A 14,235-nucleotide genomic window follows, 5' to 3' on the forward strand; every position below is an offset into this window, starting at 1 on the left:
CATGCGGCCAGCGGCCATCGATCGGCGACGTGCACGGACAGCCTGCCGCTGATCAGCACAGCGCCCCGCAATCGGCGGGCCTCTTGGCGCCGACGGCGGTTGAGCTCGCCAGTCGGTCGCGCTGCCAGGCAGCACGCTTGCCGTCCACGCGGCAGAGACAGCCGCCATGGCCCGGGGAGGAGCGGGTGACGGTTGACCGAGGCCAGGTGATCAATGGGCTCTTGCCGGTCACTGTAGGCATACGCCGAGGTCATGGCCGCTTCCACTGCCACGATTACGTCGCCATTGCCACCACTGTGACCAGGATGGTTCCGGCCGGAATCCATGCCTACGGGCACCTGCTGGGATCGTCGCGACCGAACCTGTAGCGCTCCCGCGCCTCGCCCGGGGAAGGAGTGGGCCACGGCGGAACAGGACTACGTTCACAAGCGCCCGGCCGAGCGACTCCCGTCGAGGGCCAAAAGCCGCGGTCACCAAAAGTCACTCCTCGCGCGTCACCGAGAGGCGCAGGAAATGGGCGGAGGAGGAGATGCAGGGGTCGTGGTTGCGAACGGCGCGCTCGCTCAGCGCTGCGGGCTCTTCGTCGGAGGAGTGGCTGGTCGCAAGGCGCGCTTCCAGTACGCGCCGTACATCCTCCTCGATGGCGTCCTGGTTCTGGGAGGCCGGTTCTGGGAGGCCGGGGGGACGAGCACGGCGTCGGTGACGGTGCCCTCGCTGTCGAGGGTGTAGCGGTGGTAGAGCAGACCGCGGGGTGCCTCCGTTGCGCCGTGGCCGGTGCCTGCGCGGGCGGGGACGTCGACATGCGGCGTGGATGGTGGTTCGTAGTTATCGATCATGCGCAGCGCTTCCTGGACCGCGTAGCGCACTTCGAGGGCGCGTACGACGATGCTGCGGACGGGGTTGCGGCACACCGCTCCCCCGGCCGGATCGCCCCGTCCCGCCTCCTGCGCCAGTGCGCGGATCTCGGGTGGCAGCCATCGGCCGCTGATGGCGAAGCGAGGCTCCTGCCGAGGCGCACAACCTACGGCTAGCCTCCTCTTGGGAAGACGGAAGTCAAGGCCCGCCCGGCACCTGCGTCAACCCCGTCGGCGGCGGCTGAACCCACCCTGCCCCATCGCCCACCTGCCCACGTCGGCAGGCTGCCGGTACCTGACCAACCAGGGTCAGTGGGAGCGCCATTGGGGCCTCGCGGTGGACCAGGCCGAACAGGCTGCGCTGCGTGAGCACGAGCTCGATGTCAGCAGGTCGTCGCGTGACGGCTCATAGGTATCGGGCGTCCTGGCCGATCCTGCCAGCCGATCTCGAAGGCGGCTCCGAAGAAGCTCCCAAACCGGCCCCCGAAACCGCTCAGGGGCCGACCCGCTTTCGCATACCACGTCCCTGACCTGGTGCCTCCTGTCTGAGTGGCGGATTTGACTAGATCTCCTCGTCATGAATCGTGGTTTTAGCAGGGCCGACGCCAGCCAGCTTGGCGTTTTCCTTGTCAGGGCGTTGAAATGGAACGGTCTCGATGGACTTAGGGGCGGTCGGCTTCCAGGACGTCGCGGGCGGCGGGGACGCCGTCAAGGTCGTCCGCCCCTCCGGAACCGGTCACCGCCCGGAACGGACCGGCGCCCGGAGCCGTTTCTGGGCACCTCGCGCCATCTGCTCCGATTCGGACTTCCAGAAACCTGGGGGAGCTTCTGGGCCGTAAGGTCCGTCCCGGCCAAGCTCGCCGTTGCGGCTACGGGCGCGGTGGTGCCGTGCTGCCCCGTATGACGAGCTGAGTGGGGACGACGACGTCGTGGTCGGTCTCTTCGCCGCGCAGGATCTTCAGGAGCATGCGTCCGGCCAGTTCCCCTTGCTCACGGACGGGCTGACGGACGGTGGTGAGGTCGGTGAGCTCGGCGACGGGGTGGTCGTCGATGCCGATGACGGAGATGTCCTCGGGGATGCGCAGGCCCGCGCGGCGCAGGGTGCGGAGGGCGCCGAGGGCGACTTCGTCGGAGTGGGCGTAGACGGCGGTGGGCGGCTCGGGCTGGCTGAGCAGCTCGGCCATGGCGTCGGCTCCTGCGGTGCCGCCCCAGTCGACGGTGACGACAAGGCGTTCGTCGGTGGGGATGCCGGCGTCGCGCAGGGCGGCGTAGTACGCGTTGGAGCGGCCGGACGGTTGTACCTCGTCGGGCTGGTCGGGGTCGACGGCGGCGATCATGGCGATGCGGCGGTGGCCCAGGAAGATCAGATGGTCCATGGCCTGTCGGCCGGCGGTCTCGTCGTCGATGGACACGTTGGGGTAGGGCGCGTGCTGGCCGCCTGCGGCGATGATGGTGACGCCCATGAGTTCGAGCCTTCGCTGTTCCTCTTCTCCGACGGGGAAAGCGAGGACGACGACGGCGTCGACTTTGCGCCGGGCGGGCAGGCGGTGAAAGAAGTCGTGCCGGTCCTCGATGCCGTCGACGTGATAGAGCAGTACGTCGAGCTCGGCGCCGCGCAGGACCGACTCCAGCCCTTCGAGGAGGGTGGCGAAGAACCAGCGGGAGATGTGCGGCACGACCACCGCGACCCGGCCGGTGGCACCGCCCGCCAGGCGGGATGCCTCGGGTGAGACCACGTAGGAGAGCTCCTCGGCGACGGCGAGGACGCGTCGGCGGGTGGCTTCGGCGACACCGTTCTCGTTGTTGAGTGCGCGCGAGGCGGTGGCCATCGAGACGCCGGCCTTGCGGGCCACGTTCGCCATGTTGATCTTCCGGGAGCTCTGCGGCATGCCGGAAGGTTAACCCACGGTCGGAAACGCTTCCATAGATCTCTCGGAAAGGTTTCCGAGGGTTCCGTCGTGACCGACGGCTGATCCCCACGAAACTTCACCATTTCAGCACGTCAATATGCTGTTGCGGTTCCGTTACTTGACAGCCTGGGCTGGGGTGCTCAGTCTTTCGGCAACGGAAACGCTTCCGAAACGAGCCCGCCACCTCCCCGCGGCCCTCCGGGAAGCACGCCGAGACTCCGTCTGCCGACCGTGAGCGGCAGCCGCACGGATGCGAGGAGGCATCATGCTTGCGTACTCCACAACCTCCCCGGCCAGATCAGCCACCGGTGCCGTCGGCAAGCGCAGGCGTGCCTCGCTGGTGGCCGTCGCTGCCGGGTCGGTGCTTGTCACGCTGGCGGCCTGCAGCGGTCCGGGGTCGGGCTCCGGCTCGTCGGCCGATGCCACTCCGACTGCCGTGAACACCGCGGTCGCCAACACGCCTACGACGCTGACCCTGTTCTCAGCGGCGGGCCTCGAGGCGTACGAGCAGGACCTGGCCGACGCTTTCCAACGCAAGTACCCGAAGATCAAGGTGAAGCTGCGGGTGGAGTCGGACAACAACTTCAATACCGTGCTGCCGAGGGTGCTCGCCTCCGACTCTGCGCCCGACATCGTGCAGCCCTATGACCTCCGCGGCGGCGTCAAGGACGGCCTGCTGACCAATCTCGATGCCTACGACAAGGCGTACGGCTGGAGCGACAAGGTTCCGGCGTCGGCGCTGACGCCGGGGCGGGTGTCGAACGGCGTGGTCGGTTCGGGTCCGCTGTATCAGGCAGGCGGTTCGGCCGGGCCGCTGACCGGTGTCTTCTACAACAAGAAACTGGCTGCCAAGGTCGGTATGAAGACGCCGCCCCGGAGCATCGGTGAGCTCGAAGCGGTCATGGCCAAGGCGAAGAAGTCCGGGATCACCCCGATCGTGGCCTCCAACCAGGACGGACTGATCGGCCACCTCTACAACCTGCTGCTCGGCGACTACATGGGCGCCCAGAAACTCAGCGACATCGTGTACCGCAAGCCGGGCGCGACCCTGGAGACCCCGGCGGCGGTGCAGGCCACCAAGACGCTGCAGAAGTGGATCAAGGCGGGGTACTTCGCCTCCGACGTCAACGCCCTCAACCAGGAGGCGTCGTACGGCAAGTTCACCGGCGGCAAGGGGCTGTTCTTCTTCCAGGGCAGCTGGATCACGCAGACCCTGGACAAGAACTTCAAGGGCAAGTACGGGGTGTTCCCGATGCCGCCCGCGAAGAAGGGCGGCAAGTACGCCGGGATGACCAACAACACCCTCGCCTTCTCGATCGCCGCGCGCTCCAAGAAGAAGGACGCCGCAGGACTGTTCCTGAACTTCCTCACCACCCCCGAAGCCGCGAAAGTCGCGGTCGACAACGGGTACGCCGCGCTGACGCCCGGCGCGGACAGCAAGGCCGAGCCGTCGTTGTCCGGCACGCTGACCAAGCAGATCCAGACCGGTTACGCGGCGATCGCCGCCGACAACGGCTTCGACAGCTGGCTGCAGAACTCCGCACCCGAGGTCAATACCAAGCTCACCCAGCAGCTCCAACTGCTGGTCTCCGGCAAGGTCGCCCCGAACGCGATGGTCAAGACCCTGCAGAGCACATACGCCGACGCCCTCAAGAGCAACTGACACCATGGAATTGACCAAGTCGCCCGGCCTCAGCCGGAAGCAGGGCGCTTCCGCCTCCCGGAGCCGCCACCGCCGCAGGCTCCGGGCCCGGCATTGGGCCGGCTGGCTGTTCGCCCTGCCCGCACTCGCCTTCTACGCCGTCTTCAACGCCCGCCCCGTGCTGCTGTCGATCCAGTACTCCTTCTACGACTGGGACGGCGTCGGCGCCTCCACCTGGGTCGGCCTGCAGAACTACAGCGAGGTCTTCACTGACTCCGAGCAGCTCAACTCGCTGCTCCATGCCTTCTACCTGATCCTCTTCTTCACCGTCCTGCCGGTGGTCCTGGCCCTGATCACCGCCTCGGTGCTGCGGCAGCTCCAGGGCCGCTTCACCGGCGCACTGGCCCGCACCCTGCTGTTCCTGCCCCAGATCATCCCCGGGGCCGCCGCCGGCGTGGCCTGGATGTGGATGTACTCGGACAACGGCGTGGTCAACCAACTGCTCCGCGCCATCGGCCTCGACGGCCTCGCCCGCCCCTGGTTGGGCGACTTCACCTGGGCCTTGACCGCGGTCGGCTTCATCGGAACCTGGCTGTCCACCGGACTGTGCACGATGCTCCTGCTGGCCGGTATCGGAAAGATCGACGGCAGCCTGTACGAGGCCGCCCGTATCGACGGGGCAGGGCCCCTCCGGCAGTTCTGGGCCGTCACCCTGTCCGGACTGCGCAACGAGATCGGCGTCTGCGTCACCATCACCATCATCGCCGCGCTGGCCAGCTTCGACGTGGTCTACCTCGCCACCCAGGGCGGCCCCGGCACCCAGACGATGGTCCCCGGCGTCGCCGTCTACAACCTGGCGTTCAACGACAACCGCCTCGGCGCGGCCTCCGCGCTCGCCGTGGTCCTCACCCTGATCGTGATCGCCGTCATCGCCCCGCTCCAGCGGCTGTTCCGGGAGAAGTAGAGCGTCATGCCCACACGGACACTTCGCCGACGCGCACCCGGTCTGGTGCTGATCGCGGCAGCCGCGCTGTACTCCCTGGTGCCGCTGCTGAGCATGGTCAGCGCCGCCCTGGCGCCCCAGGGCTCCCTCCCCAGCGGACTGAGCTGGCCGAGCGATCCGCACTGGCACAACTTCATCGACGCCTGGAACGTCGCCAACATCACGACTCTGCTGAAATCCAGCACCCTGATCGTGCTCGGTGTGGTCCCCGTCGCGATCGTCATCTCCACGATGGCCGCCTACGCGATCGCCGTACTGGACATCCCGCTCGGCCGCATCTTCTACACCGTTCTCGTCCTCACGCTCACCCTGCCGTACGAGATCGTGATCGTCCCGCTGTACGAACAGGTCAGGGCCATGGGCCTGCTCGGCACCCAGTGGGCGCTGATCCTGCCGCTGATCGGGATGAACATGCCGTTCGCGGTCTTCTGGATGCGGGCACACTTCGTCAACGTGCCCCGCGAACTCTCCGAAGCCGCCAGCATCGACGGCGCCGGTCCCTTGCGGGCCCTGCGCCACGTCCATCTCCCGCTGGCGCGACCCGCGATCGCTTCCCTGGCGCTGTTGATGTTCCTGTCCACCTGGAACCAGTTCCTGCTCGCCCTGGTGCTCATCGACGACCCCAACAAGCGCACCATGGCCGGCGCCCTTCAGGCATTCACCACGAAGTACAGCACCGACCAGGTGCTCCTGAACGCCGGCGCGCTGCTGATCATGGCCCCCACGATCATCGTGTTCCTGTTCCTGCAACGCCACTTCGCCAAGGCGCTGCTCCAGGGCTCGGTCAAGGGCTGAGACCACATGCCACGCCGCCGATCTGCGGCGTATCTCCATCCCCACCTGTCACATCGACACGTCACACCGACATGTCCCATCGCACAGTCAGGAACCGAGCACCGTGAGCAACTCACGTGACGCCTGGTGGCGTTCCGCCGTGATCTACCAGGTCTACATACGCAGCTTCGCCGACGGCAACGGCGACGGAATCGGCGACATCGCCGGCATCCGCTCCCGCCTGCCCTACCTGGCCGATCTCGGTGTCGACGCGATCTGGATCAACCCCTGGTATCCCTCCCCGCTGGCCGACGGCGGCTACGACGTCGCCGACTACCGCGACATACACCCCGCTTACGGCACCCTCGACGAGGCCCGCCAGCTGATCACCGAGGCCCACGAGCTCGGCCTGCGCGTGATCCTCGACATCGTTCCCAACCACACCTCCGACCAACACGCCTGGTTCCAGCAGGCGCTGGCCGCAGGCCCGGGATCACCGGAACGGAACCGCTACATCTTCCGCGACGGCAGGGGCGAGGACGGCTCCCTGCCGCCGAACGACTGGCACGCCGCCTTCGGCGGCCCCACCTGGACCCGCACCGACGACGGCCAGTGGTACCTGCACCTGTTCGCCCCCGAACAACCGGACCTGAACTGGGACAACCCTCAGGTCCGCGCCGAGTTCGAAGCGATCCTCCGCTTCTGGTTCGACCTCGGCGTGGACGGCTTCCGCATCGACGTCGCCCACGGCATGGTCAAGGACCCCGCGCTGCCCGACCTGGGTCTTTCGGAATTCTCCGTCCTGGCCCTGGAAGGCCAGGAAGACCACCCCCACTGGGACCGCGAAGACATCCACACCATCTTCCGCAGCTGGCGCGCCATCGCCGACAGCTACCCCGACCCCCGAGTCTTCGTCGCCGAGGCCCACGTCCGCCCCGGCCGCCTGGCCGACTACCTGCGCGACGACGAACTGCACACCGCCTTCAACTTCGACTTCCTCAAGTGCCCCTTGGAGACAGATCGGTTGCGGGAAGTCATCGACCGCAGCATTACCGATCTGGCCGCCGTCGGCGCCCCCGCCACGTGGGTCCTTTCCAACCATGACGAAACCCGCCACGTCACCCGCTACGGCCGCGCCTACACCGGCGTCACCGCCCCGATGCGCGACGAGGGCCACCCCTCCGACCGCGCCCTCGGCACCCGCCGCGCCCGCGCGGCGACCCTGCTCATGCTGGCGCTGCCCGGCGGCGCGTACATCTACCAGGGCGAGGAACTGGGCCTCTACGAGGTCGATGACCTCCCCGAAGAGGCCCTCCAAGACCCCACCTGGGAACGCTCCGGCCACACCGTCCGCGGCCGTGACGGCTGCCGCGTCCCCCTCCCTTGGACCGGCGACACCCCACCGTTCGGCTTCGGCCCACAGGGATCCACCCCCTGGCTGCCCCAGCCCGAGGACTGGAAGTCCCACACCGCCGAAGCCAACCAGGCCGACCCCACCTCAATGCTCCACCTCTACCGCACCGCCCTGCACCTGCGCCGCACCCTGCCCGACCTCACCAGCAAGGAACTCTGCTGGATCGACAGCCCCAATGGCACACTCCTCTTCCAACGCGGAACCGGCCTCCTCTGCGCACTCAACCTCTCCGACCAGCCGATCCCCCTCCCCCACGCCTGCCGGCCCCTCCTGGCATCCGAGCCACTCGGCAACGACGGGACGCTGCCACCGGACACCGCGGTCTGGCTCCACCGGGCCTGACCGACCGCGACAGGGCCGCCCCCCCCCCGGCCGACGTCCGACTGCGCTCCTGTTCCGCCTGACCGCCAGGGCCTGCCCGGTGTTCCTCCCCGCCGACCGGACAGGCCCTGGTCCACGTCCGAGGTCGAACTCGACTCTCCGAGTCCAGGAGCAAGAGGAACTTTGCCTCGTACTCGTTCTGGCGCTCGCCAGCGGACTCCAAAGACCGGCGGGCTGCTAGAACGTGGTTCCTGCCTGGTTGAGGTGTGGTCAGGCTGACTGCCCCCTCCCTCCCAGCACCGGATGCTCAGGGAGAGGCCCGGGGCCTCGGAGTAGAGAGGTGGCAACCCCGTCGTGGGTGGTCAGGGTGGGCGCCCACCCTCCGGAATGCCCTCGCCCTGATGCAGGGGCTCCTGGTCGATGTGGTCGTCGCTTACCGGTGCTGGGTAAGTGGGGGATGCCCTCGATGATGTCGCGGGCGTACTGGCGGAGGAGTTTCGCCGCAGACGCGGGAGTCGGGGGTGCCGGGTCGTTGGAGGGCTCACCCCAGAAATGGGCGTGGGCGAAGCACGGGGGTGGCCTCAAGCTCAGCTTCGAGCCCGAGGCCCGGGGCCCGACTCCGCCCACTCACGGGTGTGCAAGCCTGGATGCCGCTTCAATTACGACGAGGGGCCCGAGCCTGCTGGATCTGTGGTTTCTCATCTGGGTGTGCCCTGCCAAGGGTTCACACCTGCGCGGAGCTGCTTCGAGCGCTGCAATAGTCGATCGCTTGTTCACTTATAGGCCATCGGCACCAGCCGGGTCCGCCCCTCCACCGCCACTGCGGCGCAAACGCGCAGGTCACCCCCATCTGCAGAACAAGCCATGTTTTGTGGCTCCTGCCGGGGGCGCGCACTGAAGGGCTGGTCAGCCCCCGGCGCCGTCGCTGGGGCGCGCTCGGCGATCGCGGTGATCTCGGCGATCTCGGCGATCTCGGCGATCTCGGCGATCTCGGCGATCTCGCCAAGGAGCGGTGCAGCGACGGTGACGCGGATCTCGGCGCGGCGACCGCGGTGGTCGTAGCGGATCTGCAGGTGGAAGGCGTCGTAAAGCTGGCGCTGGATGGTGGCCGGGAGATCCGCCATCCGCGTGTTCAGCTGCGGCAGCATGTTCAGGAGGCCGGGGTCGTCGACCCCATCGGCCCCATCGGCCCCAGGAGCTGCTGCTGCGGCGGTCTCGGCTTCGGTGATCTTGGCCACTACGTCGCGTCGCTGCCGCTCCAAGCGGTGAATTGCTTGCGGATGCTCTTGCGGAACTCGGCTGCCGTCTCCGGATCGCCGTCATCCTCTCCCGCCAGTTGTTCCATCAGACCCCGTTGCCCGCGCGCCGGCCGCTCTCCTTCGCGACACAGCGCGCCGATGTCGGCCACAGGCGCTCCCCGCTCGGGGAGCTGCGCGGCAAGCAGGTCCGCCCGGTGAGGGCCGAAGATACGGTCGTCGAAGAAGGTACGGACGGCTTCCAGGAGCAGGCGCTCACTGATCCGGATCACTTGGGGGTGGGTGGCGTATCAGGCCGCGTCAGCGTGGTGGTCGTTCTTGGGCCGGCACGTGTAGCGACTTGCCGCCACTCGTGCAGAGCCCGTCAGGGGGCTCCCAGTTCCTTGGCCAGTTTGTGCGCCGAGTCCTTGGTGAAACTGCCGCTGATCTGCACCTTGCCCCCGGTGATGGACTCGGTGACGGCAGGGGCGCTGATCAGCCGGTCGCCGAGGACGATGGCGACTTGGTTCTGCGGGGACTGGCGTTGTGCCGCCCGACTGGTGAGGGCTGCGAATCGTTTGGCGTCCTCGTCCTGGAACGTCGCCTGGATCATCCATCCCGCAGTCTGGCCGGACTTGGCGCGCACGTGCTGGAGCTGCTTGACGCTCATGCGGTTCCCGGCCTCGGTGGAGATGCGGAAGCAGGCTTGCTGGTCCGAGGAGTAGAAGGTGGGCGGCGGCAGCTTGTCGGTGCACTCGCCCGGCGCGCTCTGTTCCACCAGGGCGAGCCGCAGGTCCTGCCGTACCTCGCCGGGTGTGCTCTCACCGCCCTGCTGCAGTGCGTAGAGGACACCGCCTCCGGTGAGGAGCCCGGCTCCGGCCAGAGCCACGGCCAGCCACACCCCGGTGCGACGGCGGCGGGGCGGCTGGAGCTGTGTCGAGCGGGGCAGGTGACGGGTGCGGGTGGTGGCGGGCGGAGTGCGTACGGTGGCCGCGTCAAGGTCGATGCGCCGCTGGGCCGCATCGGCCTCCTCCGTACGGCGTCTGCGGTGCCGCTCGATTGCGGTGGACCAGCCGTGCGGGAGCCAGTCGGTGGCACCGCGTGCTTGTGGGCGCTCGGCGAGAACGGTGCCGATTCGGGCCAAGAGGTCGCGGGAGGTGGGCCGTTGGGCGGCGTCTGGGGCGAGGCAGGGGAGGATCAGACCGTCCAGTTCGGTGGGCAGGCCGTCCAGGTCGAGGTCGCCCTCGGCTGCTCGTACCAGTTGTTCGAGTGCGCTGCCCTGGCCCATGTCGCGGTAGGGGCTGCGGCCCGTGGCCAGGTAGAACAGCGTGGCACCCAGCGAGAAGACATCGGATGCAGCGGTGGTCGGCTCGCCGCGGGCCTGCTCGGGGGCGGTGAAGGCGACGGTGCCGAAGGCTGCCTTGGTACGGGTGATGTCGGCAGCCTGGGAGATCCCGAAGTCGATCAGTCGGGGGCCGTCCTCCGGCAGCAGAATGTTGGAGGGCTTGACGTCGCGGTGGACCAGCCCGGCGGTGTGAATGCTCACCAGGGCCTCGACCATTCCTGCCGCGATCCACGTGCAGGGCGGTGGGCGGCAAGGGGCCTTGGGACGCGACCAGTTCGCGCAGTGACGGGGCCGGGATGTACTCGGTGGCCATCCAGGGGACATGGGCCTCCACATCGGCGTCCACGACGCCGGCGGTGAACACCCCGCGTACGCGCCGGGCCAGAGCCACCTCACGGGCGAAGCGGCGCCGGTCCGCATCCGAGAGCGTGCCCTCGTCGGGGTCGGCGAGGAGGATTTTGACGGCAACGGTGCGGCCACCAGGGGAACGGGCCAGGTAGACCCGGCCCATGCCGCCGCTGGCCAGTTCCCTGAGTACGGTGTACGGGCCGATCTGCTCGCCGGGGCGCGCAGCGCCTGTCCACTCCGCCTGCACTGGCGCCTCCCCCATCCGCCCGGCCACGGCAAGCCGCGGTCATGTCAAGCACCGTTCAGATTAAGGGATTCACGCCGTGGTGGCGGGCGTGACGGGCGAGTGCGCCGAGGCGCTGTGCCGTCTGGTCCGCAAGGCTTGGCCGCTCGGTAGGCCCCTGGACGCTTGGGCGACCAGCTTCGGGCCGAAAGGCCCGACCGCCCCCGCCCGCCGGGAACCTCTTGCGGGCCCTTGATCTTCTTGCCCGCATCGAAGCCCCTGACCGAAGCGGGGGCGGTGCCGGCTGTGCGGACGGATTGCGAGCCGAGCCCGCACTCGGTTCGACGCTCAGCCCGTCGGCCTTTAGGCCCGCCCCCGCAGAGCGCAACGAGCCGTGGATCACCGTGCCGGGCGTCTCGAAGAACGCCGAGTTCGCGACCGGTGAGCGTGGCGCCTGGTACGCAGCCGGTGCTGTACGCCTGAACTGGTCCGGACAACACACAGCCCCCGGGTATCTGACCTGGGGGTTTCCACTGGAGCGGGCGATGGGGATCGAAGCCGCGCTCTGAGCTTGGGAATCACGGGCGGTTCACGAACAGCTGCGCCCTGACCTGGCCGTATGGCGACTCGCGGGCTGGGGCTCGGCGTTCTGCGATGACCGGTGTCGACTGCGGTTCGCCGGACGTTCCAGTTAGTCGATCGGCACCTCAACGGCCCACCGGGTGCCGGTGAACGGCTTGTCGGTGCTGGGGGCGAGGCCTACGGTTCCATCCTGGGTGTGACCGTCCAGGAACCGGTTGCCCTCCACATTCCCCAGGCACTTGACGGTGGTAATGCTGTTGCTGTCTCGGACGGCCTTCCACCGGGTGCCGGTGAACGGCTCGCTTGTGTCCGGTGCGAGGCCCACAGTTCCATCCTGGGTGTGACCGTCCAGGAATCGGTTGCCCTCTACATCCCCCAGGCATCGGAAGACGAACTCGTCTTGTGTTCCTTGGATCTTCCGCATGTCCCACCGTGTGCCGCTGAACGGCGGGCCGGTGTTGGGCGCAAGTGCGACGGTTCCATCCTGGGTATGGCCGTCAAGGAAACGGGTTCCCAGGAGCTTCTCCTCGGCATCTGAGAATGATAGTAGACATATCAGCCTCTTCTCTTGTTCGGGCTTCCGCTTGAGCTAGGTAACCTGCTCATGCGGTGCCGTCGCTCTTCATTCTCTTTTTCCAGCCTGCACCCGCGGGACACGGGGCGCCACTCGCATGCACAGGGGCGTCGTGCCTCTCACATCAGCTGCTCCCGACGCTGATGAACACGGCCTGCGGATGATCCGGCTGCACGGCGCACGGCACGGTTGCGCGAAGCTCCTCGTCGCTTCCGGGTGGCTCCCGCGTCGTGATGGAGATCCTTGGGGCAGAGCTGGATCACGCACGTGGGCCGGATGGCGAGAAGCGTGCGGCGGGTTATCCACAGGCCGGGACGGGGCGAGCGGTTATTGCCGCGCGGAGCCGCCGGCATGGGCGCGTGGAGGGGTGATGACGGCTCGTACGGCAGCTTCGTCGCCTTCGATGTCGACGAGCCCACGGGTGTCGTCGAGAGTGAGCACACCCGCTGCCAGCCCAAGAACGATCGAGGCGTCAGCGCGCACGACGGCATCGAGCTCGCGGCCATCATGCCGGCTCACCTCTGTGCCCGAGGGTGTCGTCGTCACCTGGAGCAGCCGGTCGTCGACCGCGATCCCTACCGTCGATTGCCGGTGTGCGGCCGTCTTGCCGGCGAGCAGGGCTGAGAGAGCCAGGACGAGCCATTCGGCGCTGAAGTGGTCGCCGCCCGGTCCCCGTGCCATGAGCGGCGTGGACCAGCGGATGAGGCTCTCAACCGGCTCCCGCAGCTCGGCGCCCCACGGGGTGAGGGCGTACACGATGGCGTTGCCCTCCTCGGCCAGGCGCCGCTCGACCACTCCGGCGGTCTCTAGGTCGCGGAGGCGGTCGGCGAGCAGGTTGGTGGCCACGCCAGGAAGCCCGTCGAGCAGCTCACGGTAGCGGGCGGGCGCCACGAGGAGCTGGCGGACGATCAGCAGATTCCACCGGTCGCCCACGACATCGAGTGCCCGGGCGAGACCGCAGTACTGGCCGTAACTTCGACTCATCCCCACCTACTTGACGATCTCAAGCTTGCCTGACTATATCTAGCACAGTCGGTGAAAGGACGGTAGGCATGGGTGACACGGGAAGGCCGACGTGGGTCGACGACGAGCTGTTCCCGTTCGAGAGCCGCTTCATTGCCATCGACGGGCACACCGTCCACTACGTGGATGAAGGATCGGGGCCGACGTTGCTGCTGCTGCACGGCAACCCGACCTGGTCGTTCGTGTATCGCGATGTGATCCGGGCGCTGCGGGACGAGTTCCGCTGCGTCGCTCTGGACTATCCCGGCTTCGGGCTGTCGTCGCCCCGCCCGGGCTATCGGTATCTTCCCGAGGAGCACGCCCAGGTCGTCACTGCCTTCGTCGACGCCATGGGCTTGAGCGGGGGTCAGCCTGGTGGCCCAGGACTGGGGCGGCCCCATCGGCCTGGCCACCGTCGAGCAGCGGCCCGCCGCCTTCGAGGGCGTGGTGCTGGCCAACACCTGGGGCTGGCCGGTCACCGGCGACCCCCGTTTCGAGGTCGTCTCCCATCTGATGGGCGGACCGCCAGGGCGCTTGCTGGTCAGGCAGTTCAACCTGTTCGTCAACGCGATGATCCCTGCTGGACACCGGCTGCGGAAGCCGACCGCCGACGAGATGGCCCATTACCGACAGGCTCTGGCCACCCACAGCCGGCGCGACGCATCGGCCGTGCTTCCCCGGCGCATCACCGCCAGCCGTTCCTTTCTCGCCGGTGTCGAGGCCGGGCTCTCCGACATCGCGGCGCTCCGGACGCTCATCGTGTGGGGCGACGCCGACTTCGCTTTCCGGGCCAAGGAGCGGCAGCGATGGGAGCAGATCTTCGCCGACCATCACACCGTGATCGTCGAAGGCGCCGGCCACTTCGTGCAGTCCGACGCGCCTGACCGGTTCGCGGCGGCGATCCGCGACTGGCGGTTCACGCCCGGCGGGCGGAGCGCACCTCCGGCTCGCGGGGACGTCGGGCGGAAGACGCCAGGGGAGTCGTAATGGCCAGGCAAGGCCCGGACT

Annotated in this window: 12 protein-coding genes and 1 pseudogene; 6 read left to right on the forward strand and 7 right to left on the reverse strand. The window is 68.2% G+C overall.

Annotated features, from left to right (window positions below):
* Positions 1-563: 563 nt before the first annotated feature.
* Positions 564-911 (reverse strand): hypothetical protein, encoded by a 348-nt coding sequence (locus ACTWQF_RS14915; protein ID WP_443279863.1) that lies wholly within the window; start codon positions 909-911, stop codon positions 564-566.
* Positions 912-1,723: 812 nt separating this feature from the next.
* Positions 1,724-2,743 (reverse strand): LacI family DNA-binding transcriptional regulator, encoded by a 1,020-nt coding sequence (locus ACTWQF_RS14920; RefSeq protein WP_443279864.1) that lies wholly within the window; start codon positions 2,741-2,743, stop codon positions 1,724-1,726.
* A 286-nt stretch (positions 2,744-3,029) separates the two neighbouring features.
* On the opposite strand from ACTWQF_RS14920, the gene ACTWQF_RS14925 reads away from it, so the two are divergent.
* From ACTWQF_RS14925 to ACTWQF_RS14940, 4 genes are all read left to right on the forward strand, one after another.
* Complete coding sequence (locus ACTWQF_RS14925) at positions 3,030-4,427, forward strand: ABC transporter substrate-binding protein (RefSeq protein WP_443279865.1); 1,398 nt, start codon at positions 3,030-3,032, stop codon at positions 4,425-4,427.
* Between the two features lie 4 nt (positions 4,428-4,431).
* Positions 4,432-5,370 (forward strand): carbohydrate ABC transporter permease, encoded by a 939-nt coding sequence (locus tag ACTWQF_RS14930; protein ID WP_443279866.1) that lies wholly within the window; start codon positions 4,432-4,434, stop codon positions 5,368-5,370.
* A gap of 6 nt (positions 5,371-5,376) precedes the next feature.
* Positions 5,377-6,204, forward strand: a complete 828-nt coding sequence (locus ACTWQF_RS14935; RefSeq protein ID WP_443279867.1) for a carbohydrate ABC transporter permease — start codon at positions 5,377-5,379, stop codon at positions 6,202-6,204.
* Positions 6,205-6,307: 103 nt separating this feature from the next.
* On the forward strand, positions 6,308-7,939 hold the full coding sequence (locus ACTWQF_RS14940; protein ID WP_443279868.1) for a glycoside hydrolase family 13 protein: 1,632 nt from the start codon (positions 6,308-6,310) through the stop codon (positions 7,937-7,939).
* A 752-nt stretch (positions 7,940-8,691) separates the two neighbouring features.
* Here ACTWQF_RS14940 and ACTWQF_RS14945 read toward each other — a convergent pair.
* From ACTWQF_RS14945 to ACTWQF_RS14965, 5 genes are all read right to left on the reverse strand, one after another.
* Positions 8,692-9,156, reverse strand: coding sequence for a hypothetical protein (locus tag ACTWQF_RS14945; RefSeq protein ID WP_443279869.1), 465 nt, complete (start codon positions 9,154-9,156; stop codon positions 8,692-8,694).
* The gene (locus ACTWQF_RS14950; RefSeq protein WP_443279870.1) at positions 9,156-9,446 is read right to left on the reverse strand and encodes a hypothetical protein; all 291 of its coding nucleotides are present in this window, start codon (positions 9,444-9,446) and stop codon (positions 9,156-9,158) included. The genes ACTWQF_RS14945 and ACTWQF_RS14950 overlap by 1 nt, the downstream gene beginning before the upstream one ends.
* A 92-nt stretch (positions 9,447-9,538) precedes the next feature.
* Positions 9,539-10,918 (reverse strand): protein kinase domain-containing protein, encoded by a 1,380-nt coding sequence (locus ACTWQF_RS14955; RefSeq protein WP_443279871.1) that lies wholly within the window; start codon positions 10,916-10,918, stop codon positions 9,539-9,541.
* 842 nt (positions 10,919-11,760) lie between these two features.
* Positions 11,761-11,976, reverse strand: a complete 216-nt coding sequence (locus tag ACTWQF_RS14960; protein ID WP_443279872.1) for a hypothetical protein — start codon at positions 11,974-11,976, stop codon at positions 11,761-11,763.
* 576 nt (positions 11,977-12,552) lie between these two features.
* Positions 12,553-13,209, reverse strand: coding sequence for a winged helix-turn-helix transcriptional regulator (locus ACTWQF_RS14965; RefSeq protein WP_443279873.1), 657 nt, complete (start codon positions 13,207-13,209; stop codon positions 12,553-12,555).
* Between the two features lie 68 nt (positions 13,210-13,277).
* Between ACTWQF_RS14965 and ACTWQF_RS14970 the strand changes: the two are divergent.
* Positions 13,278-13,574, forward strand: a pseudogene (locus ACTWQF_RS14970) (alpha/beta fold hydrolase); the annotation flags it as partial.
* Between the two features lie 28 nt (positions 13,575-13,602).
* On the forward strand, positions 13,603-14,214 hold the full coding sequence (locus tag ACTWQF_RS14975; RefSeq protein ID WP_443279874.1) for an alpha/beta fold hydrolase: 612 nt from the start codon (positions 13,603-13,605) through the stop codon (positions 14,212-14,214).
* Positions 14,215-14,235: the final 21 nt, after the last annotated feature.

Origin of the sequence: Streptomyces sp. 8N114, assembly GCF_052245835.1 — a bacterium.
Classification (GTDB): Bacteria; Actinomycetota; Actinomycetes; order Streptomycetales; family Streptomycetaceae; genus Streptomyces.

Bases quoted from the DNA above. Each gene is read 5' to 3' on its own strand.
- ACTWQF_RS14920 (WP_443279864.1), bottom strand. From the start codon at position 2,743: ATGCCGCAGAGCTCCCGGAAGATCAACATGGCGAACGTGGCCCGCAAG.
- ACTWQF_RS14935 (WP_443279867.1), top strand. From the start codon at position 5,377: ATGCCCACACGGACACTTCGCCGACGCGCACCCGGTCTGGTGCTGATC.
- ACTWQF_RS14955 (WP_443279871.1), bottom strand. From the start codon at position 10,918: ATGCGGACCGGCGCCGCTTCGCCCGTGAGGTGGCTCTGGCCCGGCGCG.
- ACTWQF_RS14930 (WP_443279866.1), top strand. From the start codon at position 4,432: ATGGAATTGACCAAGTCGCCCGGCCTCAGCCGGAAGCAGGGCGCTTCC.
- ACTWQF_RS14925 (WP_443279865.1), top strand. From the start codon at position 3,030: ATGCTTGCGTACTCCACAACCTCCCCGGCCAGATCAGCCACCGGTGCC.
- ACTWQF_RS14965 (WP_443279873.1), bottom strand. From the start codon at position 13,209: ATGAGTCGAAGTTACGGCCAGTACTGCGGTCTCGCCCGGGCACTCGAT.